Origin of the sequence: Levilactobacillus koreensis JCM 16448 (assembly GCF_001435525.1) — a bacterium.
Lineage (GTDB): Bacteria > Bacillota > Bacilli > Lactobacillales > Lactobacillaceae > Levilactobacillus > Levilactobacillus koreensis.
In genome coordinates this window covers 56,003-78,180 of record NZ_AZDP01000086.1, presented here as the reverse complement: position 1 = coordinate 78,180, position 22,178 = coordinate 56,003, and the positions used below count along the sequence as shown (strand labels likewise).

Sequence of the window (22,178 nt, the reverse complement as noted above, 5' to 3'; positions counted from 1 at the left end):
AGATGCTAGTTGCATAGGTCAGAAAAGTGTCTAACATTTTACTTGCACTTCATTCTTGCTAGCCTACACCATGGGCGAATTTGAAGACACGTGGTCTTGGCGTGGCTTCAAATCGAGCGAGAAGACTGGTGTTCTTCCAGTCTGAAGCGTCCCCACAGCAGGCGGAATCCCTGGCAGCCGCAGTGCGGCCAAATTAAACCGTAAAACAAAAATGACCACGTTATCCAGAGAGGTAACGTGGTCATTTGTCGTAATGTCTTTTGTTTTAGAAGGATTGCCAATCACGTTGCCACAGTAACCCCATGGTCTTTTCGCCCGTGTGAACACTGATGGCGGGGCCGAGTTGGCTTTGAGAGATGCGAACCTCCGGATACTGTTCCGTGAGTTCGGCAGCCCAGGCATCGGCCAGTTCGGCATTGTTCGCGTTGATTACGGTGGCGTGTAACGAGTAGCCAACCGTTTTTAACGATTCCTCTAGACGATCAGTCATATAATGGAAGGCCTTCTTCATGGTGCGTTCCTTACCAATGGCAATAATTTGACCGACGTCGTTAAACGTTAGGAGGGGTTTGATGTTAAGTAGGTTCCCGATGATGGCGGAGCGATTGCTGAGACGACCGGTTCTGGCGAGGTGACTCAGATTGTCTACAGCAAAGTAGACCTGCATGGTACTCCGCAGAGCTTCCAGTTCGGGAACGATATCGGCGGCCTTATCACCATTGGCAACCATTTGACCGGCGAGTAAGCAGAGGTTAGCCTCACCGGCGCTGGCGACCAGCGAATCTACGGGATAGATGTGCGCCTTGGTGTAGGTCTTACAGAACATCTTGAGATTACTCATGAATGAGGTGATGCCACTGGACAGGTGGATTGAGATGATCTCGTCAAATCCCTGTGCAGCTAGCCGATCATAGGCTTCCTCAATCTGGCCTAAGGAGACTTGTGCTGTCGTGGGGAGCTCGTTATCTGTATTCAGGTAGTCGTAGAAGGTCTGCAGACTCAACTCGGATTCCGGATACTGATGGTCGCCCAGAATGACCGTGATTGGTAAAACGACGATGTGGTATTGTGCAACCTGAGTGGGTGTCAGGTAAGAAGCAGTGTCCGTAACGATGGCAGTTGGCATAATTTATCCCCTTGCTCTCAAAAATAGTTGGGTCAATCATACCATATTGCCAGTCTATTTGATATTAGGGAAATCAACAAATTAATGGGCAAAAAAGAGTGTGCGGCAAAAGGCAGTCGACTGATGAGCATTAAGGCCGATAACCAGGCGATTCCGTACGCAAATGGTTGGATCATTGGGGTTAAGTGAAGTCAGCTACCTTGAGACACATGTTTCGGTCATACAAACTTAGAGACACAAAAGGCCTGGGATTTCCCAGGCCTTTTACGAATAGTTCAATTAGTAATTACGTAAAACGATTCAGCAGGCATTATAGAACGTGAAGATTGGGATGATAGTTCCCGCCGCCTGATGAAGCTGCTTGGCGGTTAGACGTGTAAGTTGGTTCGGCCATTAACGTTTCCTTAGTCGCCACGCCTTGACTCTCACAAACATCGCAGAGGGACTCATAAGTCACATCGTTCAGCAGGAGGCCACACTGCGAGACATCACAATTGAAGATAACTGCAGATGAGGACTGCTCGATCTTCATTTCGGCCGCTAACTTTTGATCCGTTTGGAAAGCTTGTTTCGCCAAATCAGATTGGCAGTCTTCCGTGAACATATCCAAGTCGAGATGACATTTTTTAGCGAGGTGCAAAACCAAGTCATTAGAAAATTTTTGGTGGTCGTTAACCACGGCCATTTGCATATTTAAGAGGAAATCGCGCCCCTTGCGTTTGCCCTGAAAGAGGGCTGCCTTATAGGCGAGAATGGCTTGATAGTAAACGTTAAAAAAGGCGTTTCGTTCAGCCAAAGTGGGGTGCACGGGCAAGGCCTGTTCAATGATCTGCTGATTCAACAACGGAACAAATTGAAACGACACCTTGCTATTGAGATGATCGGCCAACTTCATAATATTACGCTCGGAACGCATACAGCGAGCGCCTAATGGGTTGACGAACAAATAGACTTCTAACACATTGCTTCCTCCTATACTCGTTCGAATTGGCAATCAGCAAGGGTCGCCAAACAAAAAGTAACAATACCACTACATTAGCAAAATTTCAAAAAATAGCAATCAGAACGTTTGTTTGAGGTGAAGACCGTTCGTTTAAAACGCAACCTAATCATGCAACATTTTCTTGGCGAGGTAAAGTTAAACGCCTCGTAAAAGTCACGGGTCACCCAGATTGGCCAGTTAGTGAAATTCTTAACGAATTCGAGGAGTAATTACTCTCAGTTGGGACTAAATTATGGTAGAATCGAAAGATAAGACGTGTAATTAAGGTTGGGGGATAGTCGTCATGATAACGAATTGGGATCAATTTTTATTGCCCTATCAACAGGCCGTGAGCGAGCTAAAAGTTAAGCTTCGCGGTATCAGAAAGCAGTTCGAGAACCGCAACGAGCGTCCGCCAATAGAGTTTGTCACCGGGCGCGTCAAGCCGGTCCCCAGCATTAAAGAAAAGATGTCACGCCGGCACGTTGCCGAGGAGCGACTGGAACAGGATATGCAAGACATTGCGGGTCTACGAATCATGTGCCAATTTGTCGAGGATATTTACCAGGTCGTTGATCTCTTGCGGCAGCGGACCGATTTAACCATTCTGGAGGAACGGGATTACATTCACAACGAAAAGCCCAGTGGCTACCGTTCTTACCATATTGTTGTCGAGTACCCAGTTCAATTGGTGACCGGCGAGAAAAAAATATTAGCTGAAATTCAAGTGCGGACGTTGGCCATGAACTTCTGGGCCACCATCGAGCATTCATTAAATTATAAGTATCAAGGTGACTTCCCCGCCGAATTGAGTGCACGACTGCAACGGGCTGCGGAGGCCGCATTTAAGCTGGACACGGAAATGTCCGAAATTCGAGAAGAGATTCAGGAAGCCCAGCACTACATCACCCCCCCGCGGGATGATGACGGGGCAACACCTTCTCAGCATAAGGAAGATTGAGTATGAAAGTTTCCATTTTTAGCAATAACGGTCCTTCCTCCCAGAAGGTGGCGACCGCTTTAAAGGACGGGCTCACCGCGGCTCACGTCACACTCGATAGTCTGGACCCGGATATCGTAGTCACGGTCGGGGGAGATGGCACGTTGCTATCCGCCTTTCACCATTACAATGACCGGCTGGATAAGATTCGTTTCGTGGGGATCCATACGGGGCACTTAGGGTTCTATACGGATTGGCGCGATTACGAGGTTCAAGAGCTGATTAAGAGCCTAGTCAATGATAACGGGCAAAGTGTTAGCTATCCGCTATTGACGATTCAGGTGGAGTACGCGGACGGGACCCATCCTGACCAGGCCCTTGCACTGAACGAGTCGACCATCAAGAAGGTTTCCGGAACGATGGTTGCCGATGTTTACATCAAGGGCGAGTTCTTCGAGAGCTTTCGGGGGGATGGTCTGTGTATCTCAACGCCGACGGGCTCGACGGCCTATAACAAGTCCGTTGGGGGCGCCGTCTTGAACCCACAATTTAATGCCGTGCAAATGGCGGAAATTGCGTCGATCAATAACCTGGTCTTTAGAACGCTAGGCTCACCATTGATTATCCCAGCTGACGAGTGGATTCGTATCGAGCCCGCCAACGCCGCGGACAATGTTTTGATGTGCGATCAACTCAGCATCGAGGGGCGACCGATCAAGGCCATTTCTTATCGAATTGCGCGCCAACGAATCGCGTTTGCCGAGTATCGGCATACTCATTTCTGGCAGCGGGTCGAGGCGTCCTTCATTGGTCGTGAACAGCCATGATGACAACGTTCGAATGGATCGTGGGCGGCGAGAGTCCAGTCCACGTGCGGACCGTTTTAATGGCGCATGGGGTGACGCGAACCTTTTTAAAGCAAGTCAAATTTCACGGCGGCGTGGTCACCCTGGACGGCGAAGAAGTCCGGGTGGTCGCGATGGCGCAGCCTGGTCAACACGTTGGGTTACAACTCCCACCGGAGCCAACGAACGATCACGTAGCGACCTCCATGCGCCCCTTGGATATTCTCTATGAAGATGAGCACTTCCTCGTAGTCAATAAACCGGCGGGGATGGCCTCTGTGCCGTCACATCTGTATCCTGATGACACGTTAGCCAATCGAGTCAAGGGTCACCTCACGGCCATTCAGGCACCGAGTAACGTGACCCATATCGTGACGCGGTTGGATCGTGAAACGAGTGGGGCGGTATTGTTTGCGAAACACCACTTTGCGCATTCCATTTTGGATAAGCAATTGAAAAATGGTGAACTGGATAAACGGTACGTGGCGTTGGCGAGCGGTCGGGTGACGCCGCACCATCAGGTGATTCAAGCGCCGATTGGTCGAGCAGATGGGTCGTTCATTAAGCGCGCTGTCCGAGCGGATGGACGGCAGGCTAAAACGGAACTGTGGGTTTGTGCCCAGTCTGCGTCGGCCAGCCTGTTAGCCGTTAAGCTACATACCGGACGGACCCATCAGATCCGCGTACACTGCCAGTCGATCGGCCACCCACTGCTAGGGGACTGGCTGTACGGGACGCAGACTAATCCGTGGATCAAGCGGCAGGCGTTACATTGCGCACGGGTTCGTTTCTACCAGCCATTTTTGGGACAATGGATCACCTGTTATGCACCGATGCCGGCAGACATGGCGTTGGTGATTGAACATGAAATCTTTCAAGGAGAGAAGCCGTAGCTAGAGTCTAGTGCGGCTTTTTTTGCGCCTTCTTTTGGTTAGCAGCGAGTCGCTATATAAGACGGTATCGCTCAGTATCGCTTGTAACCGGCATTAGTAATATCCAGTTTGCAGAAGAACAGTCTGGCATAGGGGACCGGCAGATGCGACGTATTTCCTTAGACTAATGTTTAGTTACCAAGGTAATTGAATGATACATATTGTAAATTTGTGCTAAAATGGATAAAAAATATAATCGTTGGCGACGTTTAACTGTCATGTGGCAACAGCAAAATGTGCGGGGGAGAGACGTGCCACCAAAAGTTTGGGGGAATCAACATGTTCAAGATACTTCGACGAATTCTATACCTGGTTGTGCTGGTAGTCGTGGTTTTCTTTGTGGTCAAAGGCATGACTAAAGTGAACATTTCGATATTTGGTAATCATAACTACTATCAACGGTCTAAGGGGACGAGCACCAATGACGGGTTAGTCAACCAGAAAACGTACTCACAGGCTAAGCTTAAACAGTTAACGACGATTACCCATGGCACAAAGTATTCCGGGAATACCAGTCTGGATAAGGTGGCTACTAGCTATTCTTATAAAGTGGCAGGTCGGACAATCAATAACTTTATGGGGCGCGATGGCGTTCTTCAGCTCTATAACGAGTCGTCTTTCATGTCGGATAAGATGGTTAGAGACGCCGCTGAATACTGGAACACCTTGGCCGGAACAAAGATCGTCGCGGTCGTGAAGACGGCTAAAGCCAGTGATGAAGTCATTCACGACAGTCAGGAGAAGAGTAAGTATGGCATTGGGGGCCAAACCTACGATAATATGGGAATCCTCTTTTATCCGCAAAATTGGGCGGTGACTGGACTAACGGCTCGTGGCAAGAATAATTGGAAAGAAGCCATTCTGCTGCGGGAGGTGGGCCATGCGCTGGGCATTCCTAGTCTGGGTGGTGGTGCAACCGGCAACAATGACCGTGCCGCCAATAGGAAGTCTGCGGATTTCATGGGTAACTGGGGTGTCGAACTGGTCAACGCGCCGCTGGAAAATCAGCGTGGCATCACGAGCACGCCGGTGGACGCCGCTGCGTTGACCATTGCCGGTATCGCATGGTTGCGGCCGCAAAAGCTGGCAAATTGGGTGTTCACAACGCCCAAGGCCACCGTTAATTACAATAACGGTAAAATTGTGTCAACGATTCCTAAATCGTAGGAGTGAGACAGAAGACAGTTGGTCAATGAGCATTAACGTTGCTAGACGAAGAATCCCGGTTTTGGATTGTTTGTCTAGCGGGGTTAAGCGGAGTTGGCTGCCTTTTGTCGCCCGTTTCGACCATATATGTTCAGAGCGCAAGTGGGCCTGGGACTTTTGTCCCGGGCCCATTTTTAACGGAACAGGGGGATCAACCGTCAAAGCCAGCAGTAGAACGATCAATTTAAGTGAATTAGGCGACGTTACACTTTGCCTAATTTGTAAGCTAAGTGACTTAACTATAAGTTTTGGCTATCAGCGCGGCTCACTTGGAATCGACGAATTGGCGCACGGGCATTTACACAGTCTATAAACTGTTGTATCCTTGATTATGCGCTAATGGCAGCGCTTAACCGTCTTGAAAGCGATTGGTTAAATCAACTAATTTAGTTGCACTGCTGGATGATGTAAAAAAATAACCATTGATGATAGCAATTAGTTTTATTAATAAAACTAATTAGGTATACTTAGATTAGTTTAAACTTTGTTGATGGGGGAGCCCTGTTGGCTAGACGATGGGTGAAGACCCTTCACGATGAGGATGGGAGTGTGGCACCGTGTATTATTTTATTAATGAGTACCTCTTACAAAAGAATTCGAGTGTTGAGCATACGGCAATGAATCGGGTGAGATTGTTTAACCACTATAAAACACCCGCAAAAATCGTGACGAAGATTTATGATCGGCTTTTGCATCAGACGATTGGTAAGTTCGGCATCACTGATGATCAAGTGATGAACATGTTCGATTACTTTCAGGGGCTTACTGATACGGGGGCACCAAAGTTCGTTACCACGGATAAATTAAATTTACCGATTGAGTATGAAGTCAATGTGGGCGCTAACTTTAGTAGCGTCTTCGATGGTGACCGGTTGATCGCCAACGTTGGTTTTATTCCCGGTACCATTGGCCGCGTCTTCTATCACGAATTCTTCGACCAACTCGGGAACCGCGTCGGCACCGACCTGTGGGACTGGCGCGGGTTCCGGTCGGCGACCCAGTACTTCGGGCAAAATGGCCAATTGATCTCACAGCGCTACTATCGCGCCGATGGTCAAACGGCGATTGAGGAGTACTTTACCCAGGACACCGAGGGTAAGCCGTTGACGTCACGGATGATCCTAAAGGACTATCAGGGTGAGGGCGACCGCTTCTTCCAGAATACGGACGATCTGTTTGCCTTCTTCTTAAATGAGTTGAGCAAACAGGACTCGGAACGGACGACCTTTATCGTTGACCGTCCCGGCACCGGCGTCAAGCCGTTACTGGCATTGAATGATAATTCACGTAAATATATCTATGTCCCAATCAACCATGCCGTTAGCCCGAATGACCCGATCCATGCAGATCTGGACGGTTTCTTGGCGCCAGCGTTTGAGCACTTCAGTCATTTCGATGGCTTCATCACGGGGACCCCACAACAGGCTGCTAACCTGAGCACCCGTTTTCCTAAGGCGCCGGTCTTCTCAATTCCAGCGGTCACCACGTTACCCACTTCAAAGGAAGAAGTAGTGGAAGTGGCGCCTAGTGAGCGATTGCCGCACAGCGTCATCTACGTTGGCCGAATTGCTAAGGACAAACAGATCGAACAGCAACTACGAATGTTCGCGCTGGTCAAGGACCGGGTCCCAGACGCCACCTTTACCTTGTTTGGCTATGGCAGTGCCAAGTACGTTGAGGATATGCAGAAATTAACGCAAGAACTGAAGCTCACGGCGAGTGTGACGTTTGAGGATTACGTGCCCAATCTAGCCGCACAGTACGACCACTATCAGGTCATGACCAATATGTCACTAGCCGATGGTGGGCCGTTAGCAATGTTGGAAGCCATGATCCATGGGATTCCAGCGGTCAGCTATCGGTTCAATTACGGTCCAGCTGACTACATTGAGGATGGCAAGGATGGTTATTTAATCGCACCCGGTCAAGCCTTAGCCATGGCAGATAAAATTGCTGATCTGTTGTTGGATGAACAAAAGTTAGCGGCGTTCAGCCACGCGGCGTACGTCAAGGCCCATGACCAGTGGACCCGCCGGAAAGTGTGGAACCGGTGGCAAAAGGAATTGAAAAACGACTAATGGGATTGCTAAGGGAGGTCCGAGTAGATGTATTACTTTTTGAACGATAACATGCAGTATTCAAAATCAGGAATTGAACATGCGGAAATCAACCGCCTACACTTGTTCAAGCAACACCACGTGCCAGCGAAAATTGTGACGCGCATTTTTTCCATGGATTTGACCAACATCTTGCGGCAATCCGGGATTCAGCGTGAAAATTTTGTAAATCTCTTTGAATTCTTCTGTGGGAGTACCCAAGCGGCAAGTCAGTCGTTCACGATGAATGACTTCTCCTTGCCGGCCAATACGACCACGACCCGTAAAGACGACCAGTTACAGGTCTTTGCGCAGGGAAAGATGTTGATGATCATTTACTTCCGCAAGCAGTCGACGGAAATCAGTAACGTTCAATACTTCGACGTCAACGGCCGGACCGTGTCAATGGTCTGGTGGGATGTCCGTGGTTTCAAGTGTCTTGAACAGTTCTTTGACCTCGAAGGCAAGATCTCTCAGGAGCAGTACTACGGTCCCGATGGCCTTGTGCACCTGGAAAAGAATCATTACCTCAACCGTGGGGGCAAAGAGTGTCTGTCATGGCGTGTCCTGAATTACCGCAACAGTAGTTGGGTCTTTGGCGGCATGAATGAATTGACGCGCTTCTTCTACGATGAGTTGAATGGGTTAGACCAGCATAACGTCTTCATTTGTGACCGGACCGTTGAATGCGATTGGGGCTTATTCCACATGCAGACGCCAGCCTTTAAGGTCCTGCACCTCCACAATGACCATGTGAGTGACCCGAGTGACATGCTGCATTCTCCACTGAACAACAATTACACGAACGCGTTGAATAACTGGGCGAAGTGGGATGCGGTCATTTCGGCCACGCCAGAGCAGTCAGAAGACGTGGTGAACCGCTTTGGCAGCGACATTCCAGCCTTTACGATTCCAGTTGGCTATGTTTCGGACGAAGAAATTGCTGCGCCTCACCAAGACTTTGCGGCCCGACAAAAGGACCTCATCGTCCACGTGGCGCGGTTGGCACCCGAAAAGCAGCAGAACCATTCAATCGAGGCGTTTGCTCAGGTCCACAAAAAGTTCCCAGATGCTCGATTGGAGTTATGGGGGTACGCAAACGGCGATATTGAAAAGCAATTTAAACAGCAAGTGGCGGATGCCGGTCTAAAGGACGTCGTCGCCTTTAAGGGATACACCAGCGATATCGATGCGGTCTATGACCGCGCACAGATCGGCGTCTTACCGAGTCGAGCTGAAGGCTTTTCACTAACATTACTCGAAGCTCAGTCTCACGGGGTCCCGATGGTGGCAAATGATGTGAAGTACGGTCCTAGCGATATCATCCAAGATGGGGTTACCGGAATCTTGACGGAAGACGGGCAGCCACAGCAATTGGCGGACGCCTTGATCAAGCTGCTGGGGGACCAGAAGCTTCTGAAGGCCTACAGTGCGGCGGCGTATGAAAATGCCAAGCGCTACTCGGAGGATGCCGTTTTTGAGAAGTGGCAACAGTTACTGGATTATTTTGACAGCTTAACACACGAAAAGGCCGCCGTTTAAGTGGCTAATGCGGATCGCCGCCAAGACCTTACTTAGGGTTGTTGGCGGCTTTTGGGTAAAGAGGTGTGACGAGAGATGTGGAAACGGGTGCTTCAGGTCGGCTTGACGGCTGCGACGCTGGTCCTAGTTGTGCTGGGGATGACGCAATTAAATGTCCGCGAGAACCCACAGCCAGCCGTGAACCAATCGGCGAAACAGGACTATCAGCGGACGGCGACCTATAGTCCGCCGGGTGGTCGAATCGACCGGCACATCTATTCGCAAAAACAGTTGCGGGCCTTAACAGCAATCACCCATAGTAACCAGTACCGGGGCAACACCAGCTTGGATACCGTGGCGACGCAGCACGTTTATCAGCTTGACGGTCGAAATTTGGCGAATATTGTTGGGGGCGATGGCGTTCTGCAGTTGTACAATGAGTCTCATTTCATGACGACTCCGATGGTGCGGGCCGCCGCTAAGTTTTGGAATCAAGTGGCTGGAACGACCGTTGTTGAAGTCGTTGCTCGCCCGGAACAGAGTGACGAGATCATCCATGACGGTAAGAGTTCGCGGTCGGTACTTGGTGGTCAGACATACAATGGCCGGGGAATCTTATTCTATCCGGCTAACTGGCACATCCAGAATTTGTCACGGCGAAATCAATTGAATTGGAAAGAAGCGGCGCTGATCCATGAGGTCGGCCACGCGCTAGGAATCCCTCATTTAGGTGGCGGTCCCCTGGGAAATAATGCGGCAAAGGCGGGCGTACAGACCGTGGAACTCATGGCGGTCTGGTCCGTCGGCCGGGTGGGGTCCCCGCCGGAAAATGCGCTGGGAGTCAAGAGTACGGCGATGGATGCCGCGACCTTGGCCCTGGCAGGGTTGAGTTGGCAACGGCCTCGCCGGTTAGCGAGCGGGGTACTACAGAAGATGAACCGGGTCGTTTTGTATGATAACGGTCAGGTCACAACGACGAGGCCAAACTGAAGGGTTCGGTGGGGGTCACCTAGCGTTCCTTTGGCCTTTGCGAGGAGTTAGGTGACCTGGACGGCCCGGCTGCCTTTAAGCTGAGCAACAGGAGTCTGAAGAGTAATGGTGTAGACGTAATTATAGATGGGGTGACGAATGTGAATTATTTTGTCAATCAAAATTTGGGAATGAACTTAACGGGAATTGAAAAGGCACAGTTGAACCGCTTGGCGTTGTTCAAAGCGGGGGGGATGGCCGCAAAAATTGTAACGATGGGGTTTAATTCACGGCTGCATGAGAACGCTCGGCGTTTTGACGTGGTCGGTCGCTGTTTTTCAATGTACGATTACTTTCAGGGCGTGATGGATGATGAAACGGTCACAACGTTTGACTGGATCACGTATTGGGAACAGACTTGCGGGTTTACTCTGAAGTACATTCCGAAGACCCAGGATGTCCGCGTATTTGCGGCAGACGGTCAGTTTTTGATGTATGCGCGATTTTATGACCAAGCGTATCAGTCGATCGAGTACCTAAACTACTTTGATCAGCGGCACTTAAAGATTAAGCGGGAACTATTTGACTGGCGGGGATTTCGCAGTCAGGTTATCTATTTAGCGGCGATGCAGAAGGTTCAGGCGAAAGTCTATCTGAATCGCCAGGGACAAGCCTGCTTAGAAGAGTTATATGATTCTGATCAAAAGTTAGAGTCCACGTTGCGCCAGATCATCGTTCATGGTCGTGACGGGCGTGACTACTTTTTCAATACGCAAGCGGAGCTACAGACATTCTTCTTTAATACGCTCTATCAGGATGGGGATGTCTACATCAGCGATCGGAATCTGAAGTTAGCCGAGACCCTCAGCAAGACAAATGATGCCGTTAAGGTCTGCGTTGTCTTTCATAGTACCCATGCACAGAGCCAAACGGACGTCATGGGGTCACGCATCAAGAGCCATTACCGCTTTATGCTCGAACATATCGCGGATTTTGACCGGTTTATCTGCTCGACCGAGTATCAGAAGCGAGATCTTCTGAAACGCTTTCCAGATCTACCGGTCGTGGCGATTCCGGTTGGCTTCACGCAGCCACAAGTACTAGTGCCGGAAAAGCGGCAACCGAACCGAATCATTGGGGTTGCCCGCTATTCACCAGAGAAACAGGTCATGCATCAGGCTGTGGCCGTTTCTAAGCTAGTGGGAGAATTCCCAGATGTCCAGCTCCACCTGTTCGGCTATGGCAGTCAAGAGAAGGCCTTACGAGACTTCATTGAGGAACATCACTTGGAAAAGAATGTCTTTTTACGCGGCTTTTATCCGGATCTGACGGAAGAATATCAGATGGCGTCCTTAGCTCTACTGACGAGCCGCGAAGAGGGTTTCTCATTGGCAACGTTGGAGGCGCAGAACTTCGGTGTGCCTGTCATTAGCTATGACGTGCGCTATGGACCAAGTGAATTGATTCAGGATGGCGAAAATGGTTTTTTGGTGACCGCCAATGATCAGGATGAATTGTACGAAAAGATTCGTGATTATTTGCGTCAACCAGAATTACAAGAGAAATTCCGTCGCGAAAGTTTAGCGACGGCAGAAAAGTTCTCGGCAACGGCCGTCACAAGAAAATGGCAAGATTTGATTCGCGATGTGTTGGCTGATTGAGTTAACCTAGCGACCTAAAGAACCCGTTACACCTGTTGAGGGTGCGATGGGTTCTTTTTTTTGACAATTCTAATAACCATTAGACTGCTGGTTTGGTGTTTTGCAGAGATTGTGGTGTCGCCCATGACTTAATAGTGAGCCGCATGAACAGTGAAGTTTAGCCGTGATTGTTAATTTAGGTGAAGGTAAAATTCGTTAAAATAACTAAATACATCTAGGTTACACATTACCTAAAGTGGGGTAGAAAATAAAATTTACTAACGAATTTTATAAAAATAAGGGGAGATATTAGTTGCAATAATCCAAAAAATATGGCCAAATAACTATCCACCAGTTTGTAAATAGTGGACAGATTTTCTAATTAAAAAATAATTTTAAAGAATTTTTAAAGGTAAAAATAAATCAATCACTGTTAATAATAGCGGCCCTAGACACTACTGAAATAGCGGATTTTTAAGCATTATCAACTGATAAAATGTTAGTAACTTAAAATTGTTAAAGATGTGAATTCTTTAATTTAGAAATTTGTTTATATCAAATACCACCTATACCAATTTATATTGGGAGATATGAATAGTCTATATATGGAAATTGTGATAAACTCGTAGTCGAAATGATATTGTTTTACACTACTCACGTTTTACTATTACAACGTGTATAGACCGCTTAGGCTTTGGTCTAGAACTTTTTAGACTAACAGTCGGGGGAGTACAGTGCATTTTAGTCAGTCATTCAATAAGGAGGACATTAAAAGTGAAATTTATGCGGAATAAAGCTTTTAATGGCGATCCTAAATTACGTTATAAGATGTTCAAGGCAGGGAAGACCTGGGTCTTCACTGCTATTGCATCCTTTTCGTTATTAGGTGCCGGGAACCTAACAGCCAAAGCAGATACTACTAGCCAGGCTGATAGTTCCTCTAGTACCACGATCGCCTCAGCTACTAATTCATCGAATACAGTCACGTTAAAATCAAGCTCGGCAGCATCTAGTGCGGCTACCGAAAGTAATGCAACATCAACTGTTACGGCAGAAGCAGAATCAACCACGGAGACGAGCCCTGAAGCCGGTGTTAGTGCGGCTTCAGGTGAAAGCGCTTCATCGGAAACTGCTGAATCCTCAAGTGGCACAACTAGTGCGGCGGTAACAAGTGCAGAGGCAACCAGTGCTGAAGTTACGAGTGCCGAAGCAACTAACGATGCGGCAACGGCCGCTAGTCTAGCTGCAGAAAGAATTGCGGCGAGTGCTAGCACCGATGTGACCTTGACCACGAACGTGACCAAGGCCGTGACCAAGACAGCCACCACTAAGAAAGTCGCTGCAACGAACGATGATGTCACGTCGACTGCCGATAGCAGTGCAGCCAATGCAGCGTCGTCCGCAGCAGATGCCGCTTCAGCAGCAGCCAGTGCCGCTTCCAGCTACGCAACGTTGGTACCAACAACGGATACGCAGTCAGCAACGAGTGCCGCTAATAGTGCATACAAAGACACCTTACAAGCTTTCGACTACGCGAAACATTACAATAGCTTAGCCAACATGTACCTAGCAGCAACCGACGTTTCTAGTGATGCCCCGGGGATGGCACAATCCTACGCCGCAGCAACTTCAATGGCTAGTTCCTATGCCGAAGATGCTAAGTCCTATGCCGACGTCACATCTAGTGCCGCCGATGCAGCACGAATCGCCGCTGCTCAAGGTGCTAAGGACATTGTAAGTTCCTACGCTAAGGATGCACATAAGTTGGCCAACTCAGCTGCCGCCGCCGTTGAAGAAGCTTCTTCAGCAGCTAGCAGCGCATACTTGGCAACACAGTATGCCAAGGACAACTCAGCAGCATTAGCAGCGGCCACGGCAGCCAATTCAGCGTTCTCCTCAGCTAGTTCAGCTGCTGCAGAGGCCCTTAACTTGGCTAGCCAAGCAGATCAACTTTACGAAAATGCAAGTAGCGCTGCCACTTCTGGTGACTATGATGCTGCCAGCACCGCTTTAGCCTCAGCGATTCAGATAGCTACTGTAGATGCAGTTACAGCGAACCAAGCAGCAAGTGATTTCCGTGACCAAGCGGTAGCCGCTGCCAAACAAGCTGTCGACTTATCCATCACGGATGCCGTCAGTGAAGCAAATAGCAGTGCCAACAAAGCCAGCAGCGCAGCCAGTGTTGCGGCCAGTGCGGCAGCCGCTGCAAGTGGCTACAACGGTGATCAATCAGCGCAATATGCTGCTGATGCTTCTAGCTACGCTACGGTCGCTGCCGAAGCTGCCGCAACGGCTAGCACGGCAGCAGTCAATGCCGTCACAGCCGAAACAACTAAAGAAGCCCATAACCTTGCTTTAACGGCTGATTCCGCCGCAGCGGTTGCTAGTAGCGCCGCTGCCGAGGCTGTCACAGCAGCTAGTTTGGCCGCGCAATTTGATACCAACGTTGACACGCCAAACAAGGATAATGAAGGTAACGTCACAGCAACGTTAGCCGCTGATAAGGTTCTGGCCAATTTAGGAGACTCAATTACGCTGACCACGAACTTGGGTATTACTGGTTCGTACAGTCTTAGTGGCAATGTAACCTACACCTGGTATGTTTCGACCGATGGTAAAAATTGGTCGGCTTTAAACGACCCAACGACTTCTAGCAACGCAAAACCAACAAACAACACTGTTACACCAGCAGCTGGGGGTACTTATTACTACCAAATGGTGGCAACCGGTAAGAAGTCAATTCCGTTAGTGCCTTTCTCTAGCGTTGACTTCGCCCAGGCAAGTAATATCATTACCGTTGTGGTAACGGATACTAAAGGGACGTACACGGACCAGGCCAGTGCTGCCGCTAGTTTAGCCGCTAGCTATGCAGCCAAGGCAGCTTCTAACGCAACGGCAGCTAATACTGCAGTTACGAATATGGATAAGTTGGTTACCTTTAACGAAGACGAACTGTTAACGGCATCATACTATGCGTCACAAGCACGTGAAAGCAATGATCACGCTGCCTCCTACGCCACGGATGCTAAGGCTGCCGCAACGGCAGCCAGCACAGCACAAAGCAACGCTGCGGTAGCGGAAGAAAATGGTGATTACGTTAATGCCAGCTCCTATGCTGCGGTGGCTACAGCAAGCGCCAATGATACTAATTCATACGGACTCTTAGCAAGCACAGCCGCTTCGACCGCGCAAAGTTATGTAGACCAAGCTTTGCTTAAAGCTGCTGGGGTAACCGGTGATCAGAATACTGGTAGCTACTTGTCTAGTAGTTATGCGCAAGCCGCTTTAGATGCGGCCAGTGCAGCCAACAGTGCATACAACTTGGCGAACTCGCACGCGCAAGATGCCAACAACGCCTACTTGGCAGCCGGTGGGGACTTTAACTCTGGCGCGTCAACGGCAAACTCCATTGCAACCTCTGCTGCTACAACTGCTAAGTCTTACGCCCTAGCAGCAAGCAAGGCAGCAAGTAACGCCGTCGCTGCAAGTACGTATGATGATGCTGCGATTGCAGCAGATGCGGCGAATACCAATTTAACCTTCGCTAACTCTGCCGCCGAAGTTGCTGGTAGTGCAGCCGCTGCAGCAACTGCAAACATTGTTGATGCTCAGTCTGCTTATGCTGCTTCTGTTGCCGCTGCTATCGTGCTTAAGGATGCCACGGCGGTATCTAATGCAGCAGATGCAGCCTCAATGGCAAACTCATTGGCAAGTGCCAATAAAGTAAATACTAGCTTAGGATCTTCCTACGTAGCTGCAGCCTTAGAGTACGCGCAAGCCGCTCAATTCGCTGCTGCTTCTGGAGACATTGCTGCTTCAGAAGCTAACAGTTACATGGCCCAAGCCTCTTCAGCTGTGGCAGCCGGTGACTTCATTGCTGCCAGTTCCTACGTATCATTGAGTAACTCAGCTGCTACTAGTGGAGATTCTTACGCGACGGCAGCAACGTCAGCCGCAGCCGCAGCCGCTGATGCAGTCGCTGAAGCTGGAGATTACTCAAACAACACGACGAAGTACAAAGGTAAGCCAAGTGGGAATGCATCAGTTATTTGGGGAATTGCCCTGAGTAACGGCTACACGCAGCAACCGGCACCAATGACTTCGACCATGCAGAATAGTACGTTTACACTGACGGGGACCACGAAGTTAGGCCTGATCAACATTCCAGCTTTAACGACTTCCGTATCCTGGTATGTCCAGGTTGGCGGATCGTGGATAACTGTTAAGAGTGCTGTCGATCAAGGATATTTAAAGTCAGCTTCTGCAGAGAGCAACAACGGACTGGGAATAAAAACGTCAACGTCCAGTACGTTAACGGTCGAAACCAATGATACGTTTAAAGGGAACTTACGCTTCCAGATGGTTTCCGACTATGGTGTCATAATTGGTGCTACGCTGTACAGTGATGTCGCCGAAGTCAACGTTTTTGACAAGGAAGTCGCCGCAACGGGGGTTACGATTGCTGGGGATGACTACTTGCTGAACTCGGCGCCAGGAACCTACGTGGCAACGACTAACCCAAGTAATGCAACGGGAACGGTGACCTGGAAGAGTAGTAACACCAGCCTTGCTACGGTCGATGGTGCTGGGGTGGTAACGCCAGTTTCAACTGATGTTAAGGGTAAAGTTACTATTACAGCGACTATCACCAATAGTGATGGGTCATCATATTCCGATTCTAAAGAGATTACGATTGGCAATGGATTATTGGATCAGACGGCTAATGCCGGTGATACCGTCTACTTCACACCACAAACGAATTCCGGTACTGCCGATGATGTGGTTAGCTACCAGTGGTACAAGTCAGATTCCGCTACTGGGACTGGGAAAGCCATTGATGGTGCAACTGAATCAACGCTGACGATTGAAGATGTGACATTAGGTGGCGCAGGCTACTACTACTTGGTTATTTCGGGAAGCGGTAGTTCAGTAACGCTGGGTAGTGCTTACCTGACTGTGCTGAGTTCACAGGGTGTGGCCGCATCAGACGCAGCAAGTGCGGCAGAATCAGCAGCGGCGGACGCGGGCGTTTATGCAAGTATCGCAAACTCCTATGCCAATGTAGCTGATCAGTATACAGGTGAAAAGTATGTTGAATCTACTTCGTATGCGGCACAAGCATCAGAAGCTGCAGTTATTGCGACGGAAGCAGCACAATCCGCATCGGATGCAGCAAGTGCGGCAGTAGAAGCGCAGTCAAACGCTGACTCAGCTGAAGCAGCGGGAGATAACGCAGCGGCATCAAGTTATGCAGATCAGGCCAAAGAAGCCGCTTCCGCAGCGCAAGATGCTAAGGAGAAAGCTTCTAGCGCAGCTGACGACGCATACTCTTACGCAAGTCTGGCAGTAGAAGCGCATCAGGAAACAGATAGTGACTCGGATTCAGACAGTGACTCTGACTCCGATAGCGATTCGGATAGTGACAGCGACTCAGACTCCGACAGCGATTCAGACTCTGATAGCGACTCCGACTCTGATAGTGATTCAGACTCTGACAGCGATAGTGACTCCGACAGCGATTCAGACTCCGATAGTGACTCAGACTCGGATAGCGATTCAGACTCGGACAGCGATAGTGACTCCGACAGCGATTCAGACTCCGATAGTGACTCAGATTCCGATAGTGATTCTGACTCTGACAGTGATTCCGATTCAGACAGTGACTCAGATTCCGACAGTGATTCGGACTCTGACAGTGATTCTGACTCCGACAGTGATTCTGACTCCGACAGTGATTCGGACAGCGACAGTGACTCAGATTCGGACAGCGATTCAGATTCGGACAGCGATTCAGATTCGGACAGCGATTCAGACTCTGACAGTGATTCAGACTCAGATAGTGATTCAGACTCTGACAGCGACTCGGACTCTGACAGCGACTCAGATTCCGACAGTGACTCAGATTCCGATAGTGATTCGGACAGCGACAGTGACTCAGATTCCGATAGTGACTCTGACTCGGATAGCGATTCAGACTCTGACAGTGATTCAGACTCAGATAGTGATTCAGACTCTGACAGCGACTCGGACTCTGACAGCGACTCAGATTCCGACAGTGACTCAGATTCCGATAGTGATTCCGACTCCGACAGTGACTCAGATTCGGATAGCGACTCAGACTCTGACAGTGACTCCGACTCCGATAGTGACTCAGACAGCGACAGTGATTCAGACTCCGATAGTGATTCGGATTCGGATAGCGACTCTGACTCAGATAGTGATTCCGATAGTGATTCAGACTCCGATAGCGACTCAGATTCTGACAGTGACTCAGATTCTGACAGTGACTCGGATTCCGATAGCGATTCAGACTCAGACAGTGATTCCGATTCCGATAGTGACTCTGACTCAGATAGTGATTCCGACTCTGACAGTGATTCCGACTCGGATAGCGACAGCGATTCCGATTCCGACAGTGATTCGGACAGCGACAGTGACTCAGATTCCGACAGTGACTCAGATTCCGACAGTGATTCAGACTCTGACAGTGATTCAGACTCGGACAGCGACTCAGATTCCGACAGTGATTCGGATTCTGATAGCGACTCAGACTCGGATAGCGACTCCGACAGTGATAGTGATTCTGATTCCGACAGTGACTCAGATTCGGACAGTGATTCGGATTCTGATAGCGACTCAGACTCTGACAGTGACTCTGACTCCGATAGTGATTCAGACTCTGATAGCGATTCCGACTCTGATAGTGATTCCGACTCGGATGGCGATTCAGATTCCGATAGTGATTCCGACTCTGACAGCGACTCAGATTCTGACAGTGATTCAGATTCGGATAGTGACTCAGACTCTGATAGCGATTCCGACTCTGATAGTGATTCCGACTCCGATAGCGACTCAGATTCCGACAGTGATTCGGATTCCGATAGTGATTCCGACTCTGACAGCGACAGTGATTCAGACTCCGATAGTGATTCTGACTCTGACAGTGACTCCGATTCCGATAGTGACTCGGATAGCGACAGTGATTCCGATTCCGACAGTGATTCTGATTCCGACAGTGATTCTGATTCCGATAGTGACTCGGATAGCGACAGTGATTCCGATTCCGACAGCGACTCTGACTCCGACAGTGATTCGGACAGCGACAGTGACTCGGATTCCGACAGTGACTCTGACTCCGACAGTGATTCGGACAGCGACAGTGACTCGGATTCCGATAGTGATTCTGATAGCGACTCTGACTCAGATAGTGACTCAGACAGCGATAGTGATTCTGATTCCGACAGTGATTCTGACTCCGACAGTGATTCGGACAGCGACAGTGACTCGGATAGCGATTCTGACTCTGACAGTGATTCCGACTCCGATAGTGACTCGGATTCGGATAGCGACTCAGACTCGGATAGCGACTCAGATTCGGACAGTGATTCCGATTCCGACAGTGATTCCGACTCTGACAGCGATTCAGATTCCGATAGTGACTCGGACTCCGACAGCGATTCAGATTCGGACAGTGATTCGGACAGCGACAGTGACTCGGATAGCGATTCCGACTCCGACAGTGACTCCGATTCTGATTCTGACAGTGATTCCGACTCCGATAGTGACTCGGATAGCGACAGTGATTCCGATTCGGACAGTGACTCAGATTCTGATAGCGATTCCGATTCTGACAGTGATTCAGACAGCGACAGCGATTCTGACTCCGATAGCGACTCAGACTCAGACTCTGACAGCGACAGTGATTCTGATTCGGACAGTGACTCGGATTCCGACAGTGATTCAGACTCTGACAGTGATTCCGATTCCGACAGTGATTCCGACTCGGATAGCGATTCGGATAGTGACAGCGACTCAGACTCCGACAGTGACTCCGATTCCGACAGTGATTCGGACTCAGATAGTGATTCCGATTCTGATAGTGACTCCGACAGTGACTCCGATTCGGACAGCGATTCCGACTCTGATAGCGACTCAGACTCAGATAGTGACTCCGACTCAGATAGTGACTCTGACAGCGACAGTGACTCAGATTCCGATAGTGATTCTGACTCAGATAGTGATTCTGATTCCGACAGTGATTCGGACAGCGACAGTGATTCCGATTCTGACAGTGACTCAGATAGTGATTCTGACTCCGATAGTGATTCGGATTCGGATAGCGACTCGGACTCTGACAGCGATTCTGATTCCGACAGTGACTCAGATAGCGACAGCGATTCTGACTCCGATAGTGACTCAGATTCTGACAGTGACTCAGATTCCGATAGTGATTCTGACTCCGACAGTGACTCGGACTCAGACAGTGATTCTGACTCAGATTCCGATAGCGACTCAGATTCCGATAGCGACTCAGATTCCGACAGCGACTCAGATTCAGATAGTGATTCAGACTCTGACAGTGACTCAGGTAGTGATTCTGATTCCGACAGCGATTCAGACTCTGATAGTGATTCGGACAGCGACAGCGATTCAGACTCCGATAGTGATTCCGATTCAGATAGCGACTCGGATTCCGACAGCGATTCAGACTCCGATAGTGATTCCGATTCAGATAGCGACTCGGATTCCGACAGCGATTCAGACTCCGATAGTGATTCTGATTCCGACAGTGATTCAGACTCCGACAGCGATTCCGATTCGGACAGTGATTCTGATTCTGATTCAGATAGCGACTCAGACTCAGACAGCGATTCAGACTCCGACAGTGATTCTGACAGCGACAGCGATTCCGATTCAGACAGTGACTCCGACTCGGATAGTGACTCCGATTCGGATAGCGACTCAGACTCCGACAGTGATTCTGACAGCGACAGCGATTCCGATTCAGACAGTGACTCCGACTCGGATAGTGACTCCGATTCGGATAGCGACTCAGACTCAGACAGTGATTCTGACTCCGATAGCGACTCAGATTCCGACAGCGACTCAGATTCGGATAGTGATTCAGACTCTGACAGTGACTCAGACTCCGATAGTGATTCTGATTCCGACAGCGATTCAGACTCTGACAGCGATTCCGATTCAGATAGTGACTCCGACAGCGACAGTGACTCGGATTCCGATAGTGATTCTGACTCAGACAGTGATTCCGATTCCGACAGTGATTCTGATTCAGATAGCGACTCTGACTCAGACAGCGACTCTGACTCCGACAGCGACAGTGATTCCGACTCCGATAGTGACTCGGATTCCGATAGTGATTCTGACTCAGACAGTGACTCCGACTCAGACAGTGACTCCGATTCGGACAGTGACTCGGATTCAGATAGCGACTCAGACTCAGACAGCGATTCTGACTCAGACAGTGACTCCGACTCAGACAGTGACTCCGACTCTGATAGTGACTCGGACTCAGACAGCGATTCCGATTCAGACAGTGATTCCGATTCGGACAGTGACTCGGATTCAGATAGCGACTCAGACTCAGACAGCGATTCAGACTCTGACAGTGATTCCGATTCGGATAGCGACTCCGACAGCGATTCAGACTCGGATAGTGACTCGGACTCAGACAGTGATTCCGACTCTGATAGTGATTCCGACAGTGACTCTGACTCCGACAGTGACTCAGATTCCGATAGCGATTCCGATTCGGACAGTGATTCCGACAGCGATTCAGACTCTGATAGTGATTCGGACAGCGACAGCGATTCAGACTCCGATAGTGATTCCGATTCAGATAGCGACTCGGATTCCGACAGTGATTCTGATTCAGATAGCGACTCTGACTCAGACAGCGACTCTGACTCCGACAGCGACAGTGATTCCGACTCCGATAGTGACTCGGATTCCGATAGTGATTCTGACTCAGACAGTGACTCCGACTCAGACAGTGACTCAGACTCAGACAGCGACAGTGATTCCGACTCCGATAGTGACTCGGATTCCGATAGTGATTCTGACTCAGACAGTGACTCCGACTCAGACAGTGACTCCGATTCGGACAGTGACTCCGATTCG

General features: G+C 49.5%; 11 protein-coding genes. 9 read left to right on the top strand and 2 right to left on the bottom strand.

From position 1 onward, the window contains the following. Positions 1-265: 265 nt before the first annotated feature. Together FC99_RS07810 and FC99_RS07805 are read right to left on the bottom strand one after the other, a co-directional pair. Positions 266-1,126, bottom strand: a complete 861-nt coding sequence (locus FC99_RS07810; RefSeq protein ID WP_048735785.1) for a DegV family protein — start codon at positions 1,124-1,126, stop codon at positions 266-268. Positions 1,127-1,436: 310 nt separating this feature from the next. After that, entirely contained in the window at positions 1,437-2,087 is a 651-nt protein-coding gene (locus tag FC99_RS07805) for a DsbA family protein (protein ID WP_048735786.1), read from the bottom strand. Between the two features lie 325 nt (positions 2,088-2,412). On the opposite strand from FC99_RS07805, the gene yjbM reads away from it, so the two are divergent. The 9 genes from yjbM to FC99_RS07760 form a co-directional block, all read left to right on the top strand. Continuing rightward, positions 2,413-3,069 carry a GTP diphosphokinase gene (gene yjbM / locus FC99_RS07800; protein ID WP_056986518.1) on the top strand — a complete coding sequence of 219 codons (657 nt, stop codon included), beginning with the start codon at positions 2,413-2,415 and terminating at the stop codon, positions 3,067-3,069. Between the two features lie 2 nt (positions 3,070-3,071). Next, on the top strand, positions 3,072-3,875 hold the full coding sequence (locus FC99_RS07795; protein WP_048735787.1) for an NAD kinase: 804 nt from the start codon (positions 3,072-3,074) through the stop codon (positions 3,873-3,875). Continuing rightward, the gene (locus tag FC99_RS07790) at positions 3,875-4,786 is read left to right on the top strand and encodes an RluA family pseudouridine synthase (protein ID WP_048736407.1); all 912 of its coding nucleotides are present in this window, start codon (positions 3,875-3,877) and stop codon (positions 4,784-4,786) included. Before FC99_RS07795 ends, FC99_RS07790 begins: the two co-directional genes overlap by 1 nt. Before the next feature lie 318 nt (positions 4,787-5,104). Then, entirely contained in the window at positions 5,105-5,992 is an 888-nt protein-coding gene (locus tag FC99_RS07785) for a zinc metalloprotease (RefSeq protein ID WP_048735788.1), read from the top strand. Positions 5,993-6,588: 596 nt separating this feature from the next. Further along, positions 6,589-8,109, top strand: coding sequence for an accessory Sec system glycosyltransferase Asp1 (asp1, locus tag FC99_RS07780; protein ID WP_048735789.1), 1,521 nt, complete (start codon positions 6,589-6,591; stop codon positions 8,107-8,109). Between the two features lie 27 nt (positions 8,110-8,136). Continuing rightward, the gene (locus tag FC99_RS07775; protein ID WP_048735790.1) at positions 8,137-9,669 is read left to right on the top strand and encodes a glycosyltransferase family 4 protein; all 1,533 of its coding nucleotides are present in this window, start codon (positions 8,137-8,139) and stop codon (positions 9,667-9,669) included. Between the two features lie 75 nt (positions 9,670-9,744). Beyond that, on the top strand, positions 9,745-10,638 hold the full coding sequence (locus tag FC99_RS07770; RefSeq protein WP_048735791.1) for a zinc metalloprotease: 894 nt from the start codon (positions 9,745-9,747) through the stop codon (positions 10,636-10,638). Between the two features lie 140 nt (positions 10,639-10,778). After that, entirely contained in the window at positions 10,779-12,278 is a 1,500-nt protein-coding gene (locus FC99_RS07765) for a glycosyltransferase (RefSeq protein WP_048735792.1), read from the top strand. A gap of 762 nt (positions 12,279-13,040) precedes the next feature. Continuing rightward, positions 13,041-22,178 (top strand): KxYKxGKxW signal peptide domain-containing protein (locus FC99_RS07760; protein WP_420843326.1); only part of this gene is annotated, 9,138 nt, incomplete at its 3' end.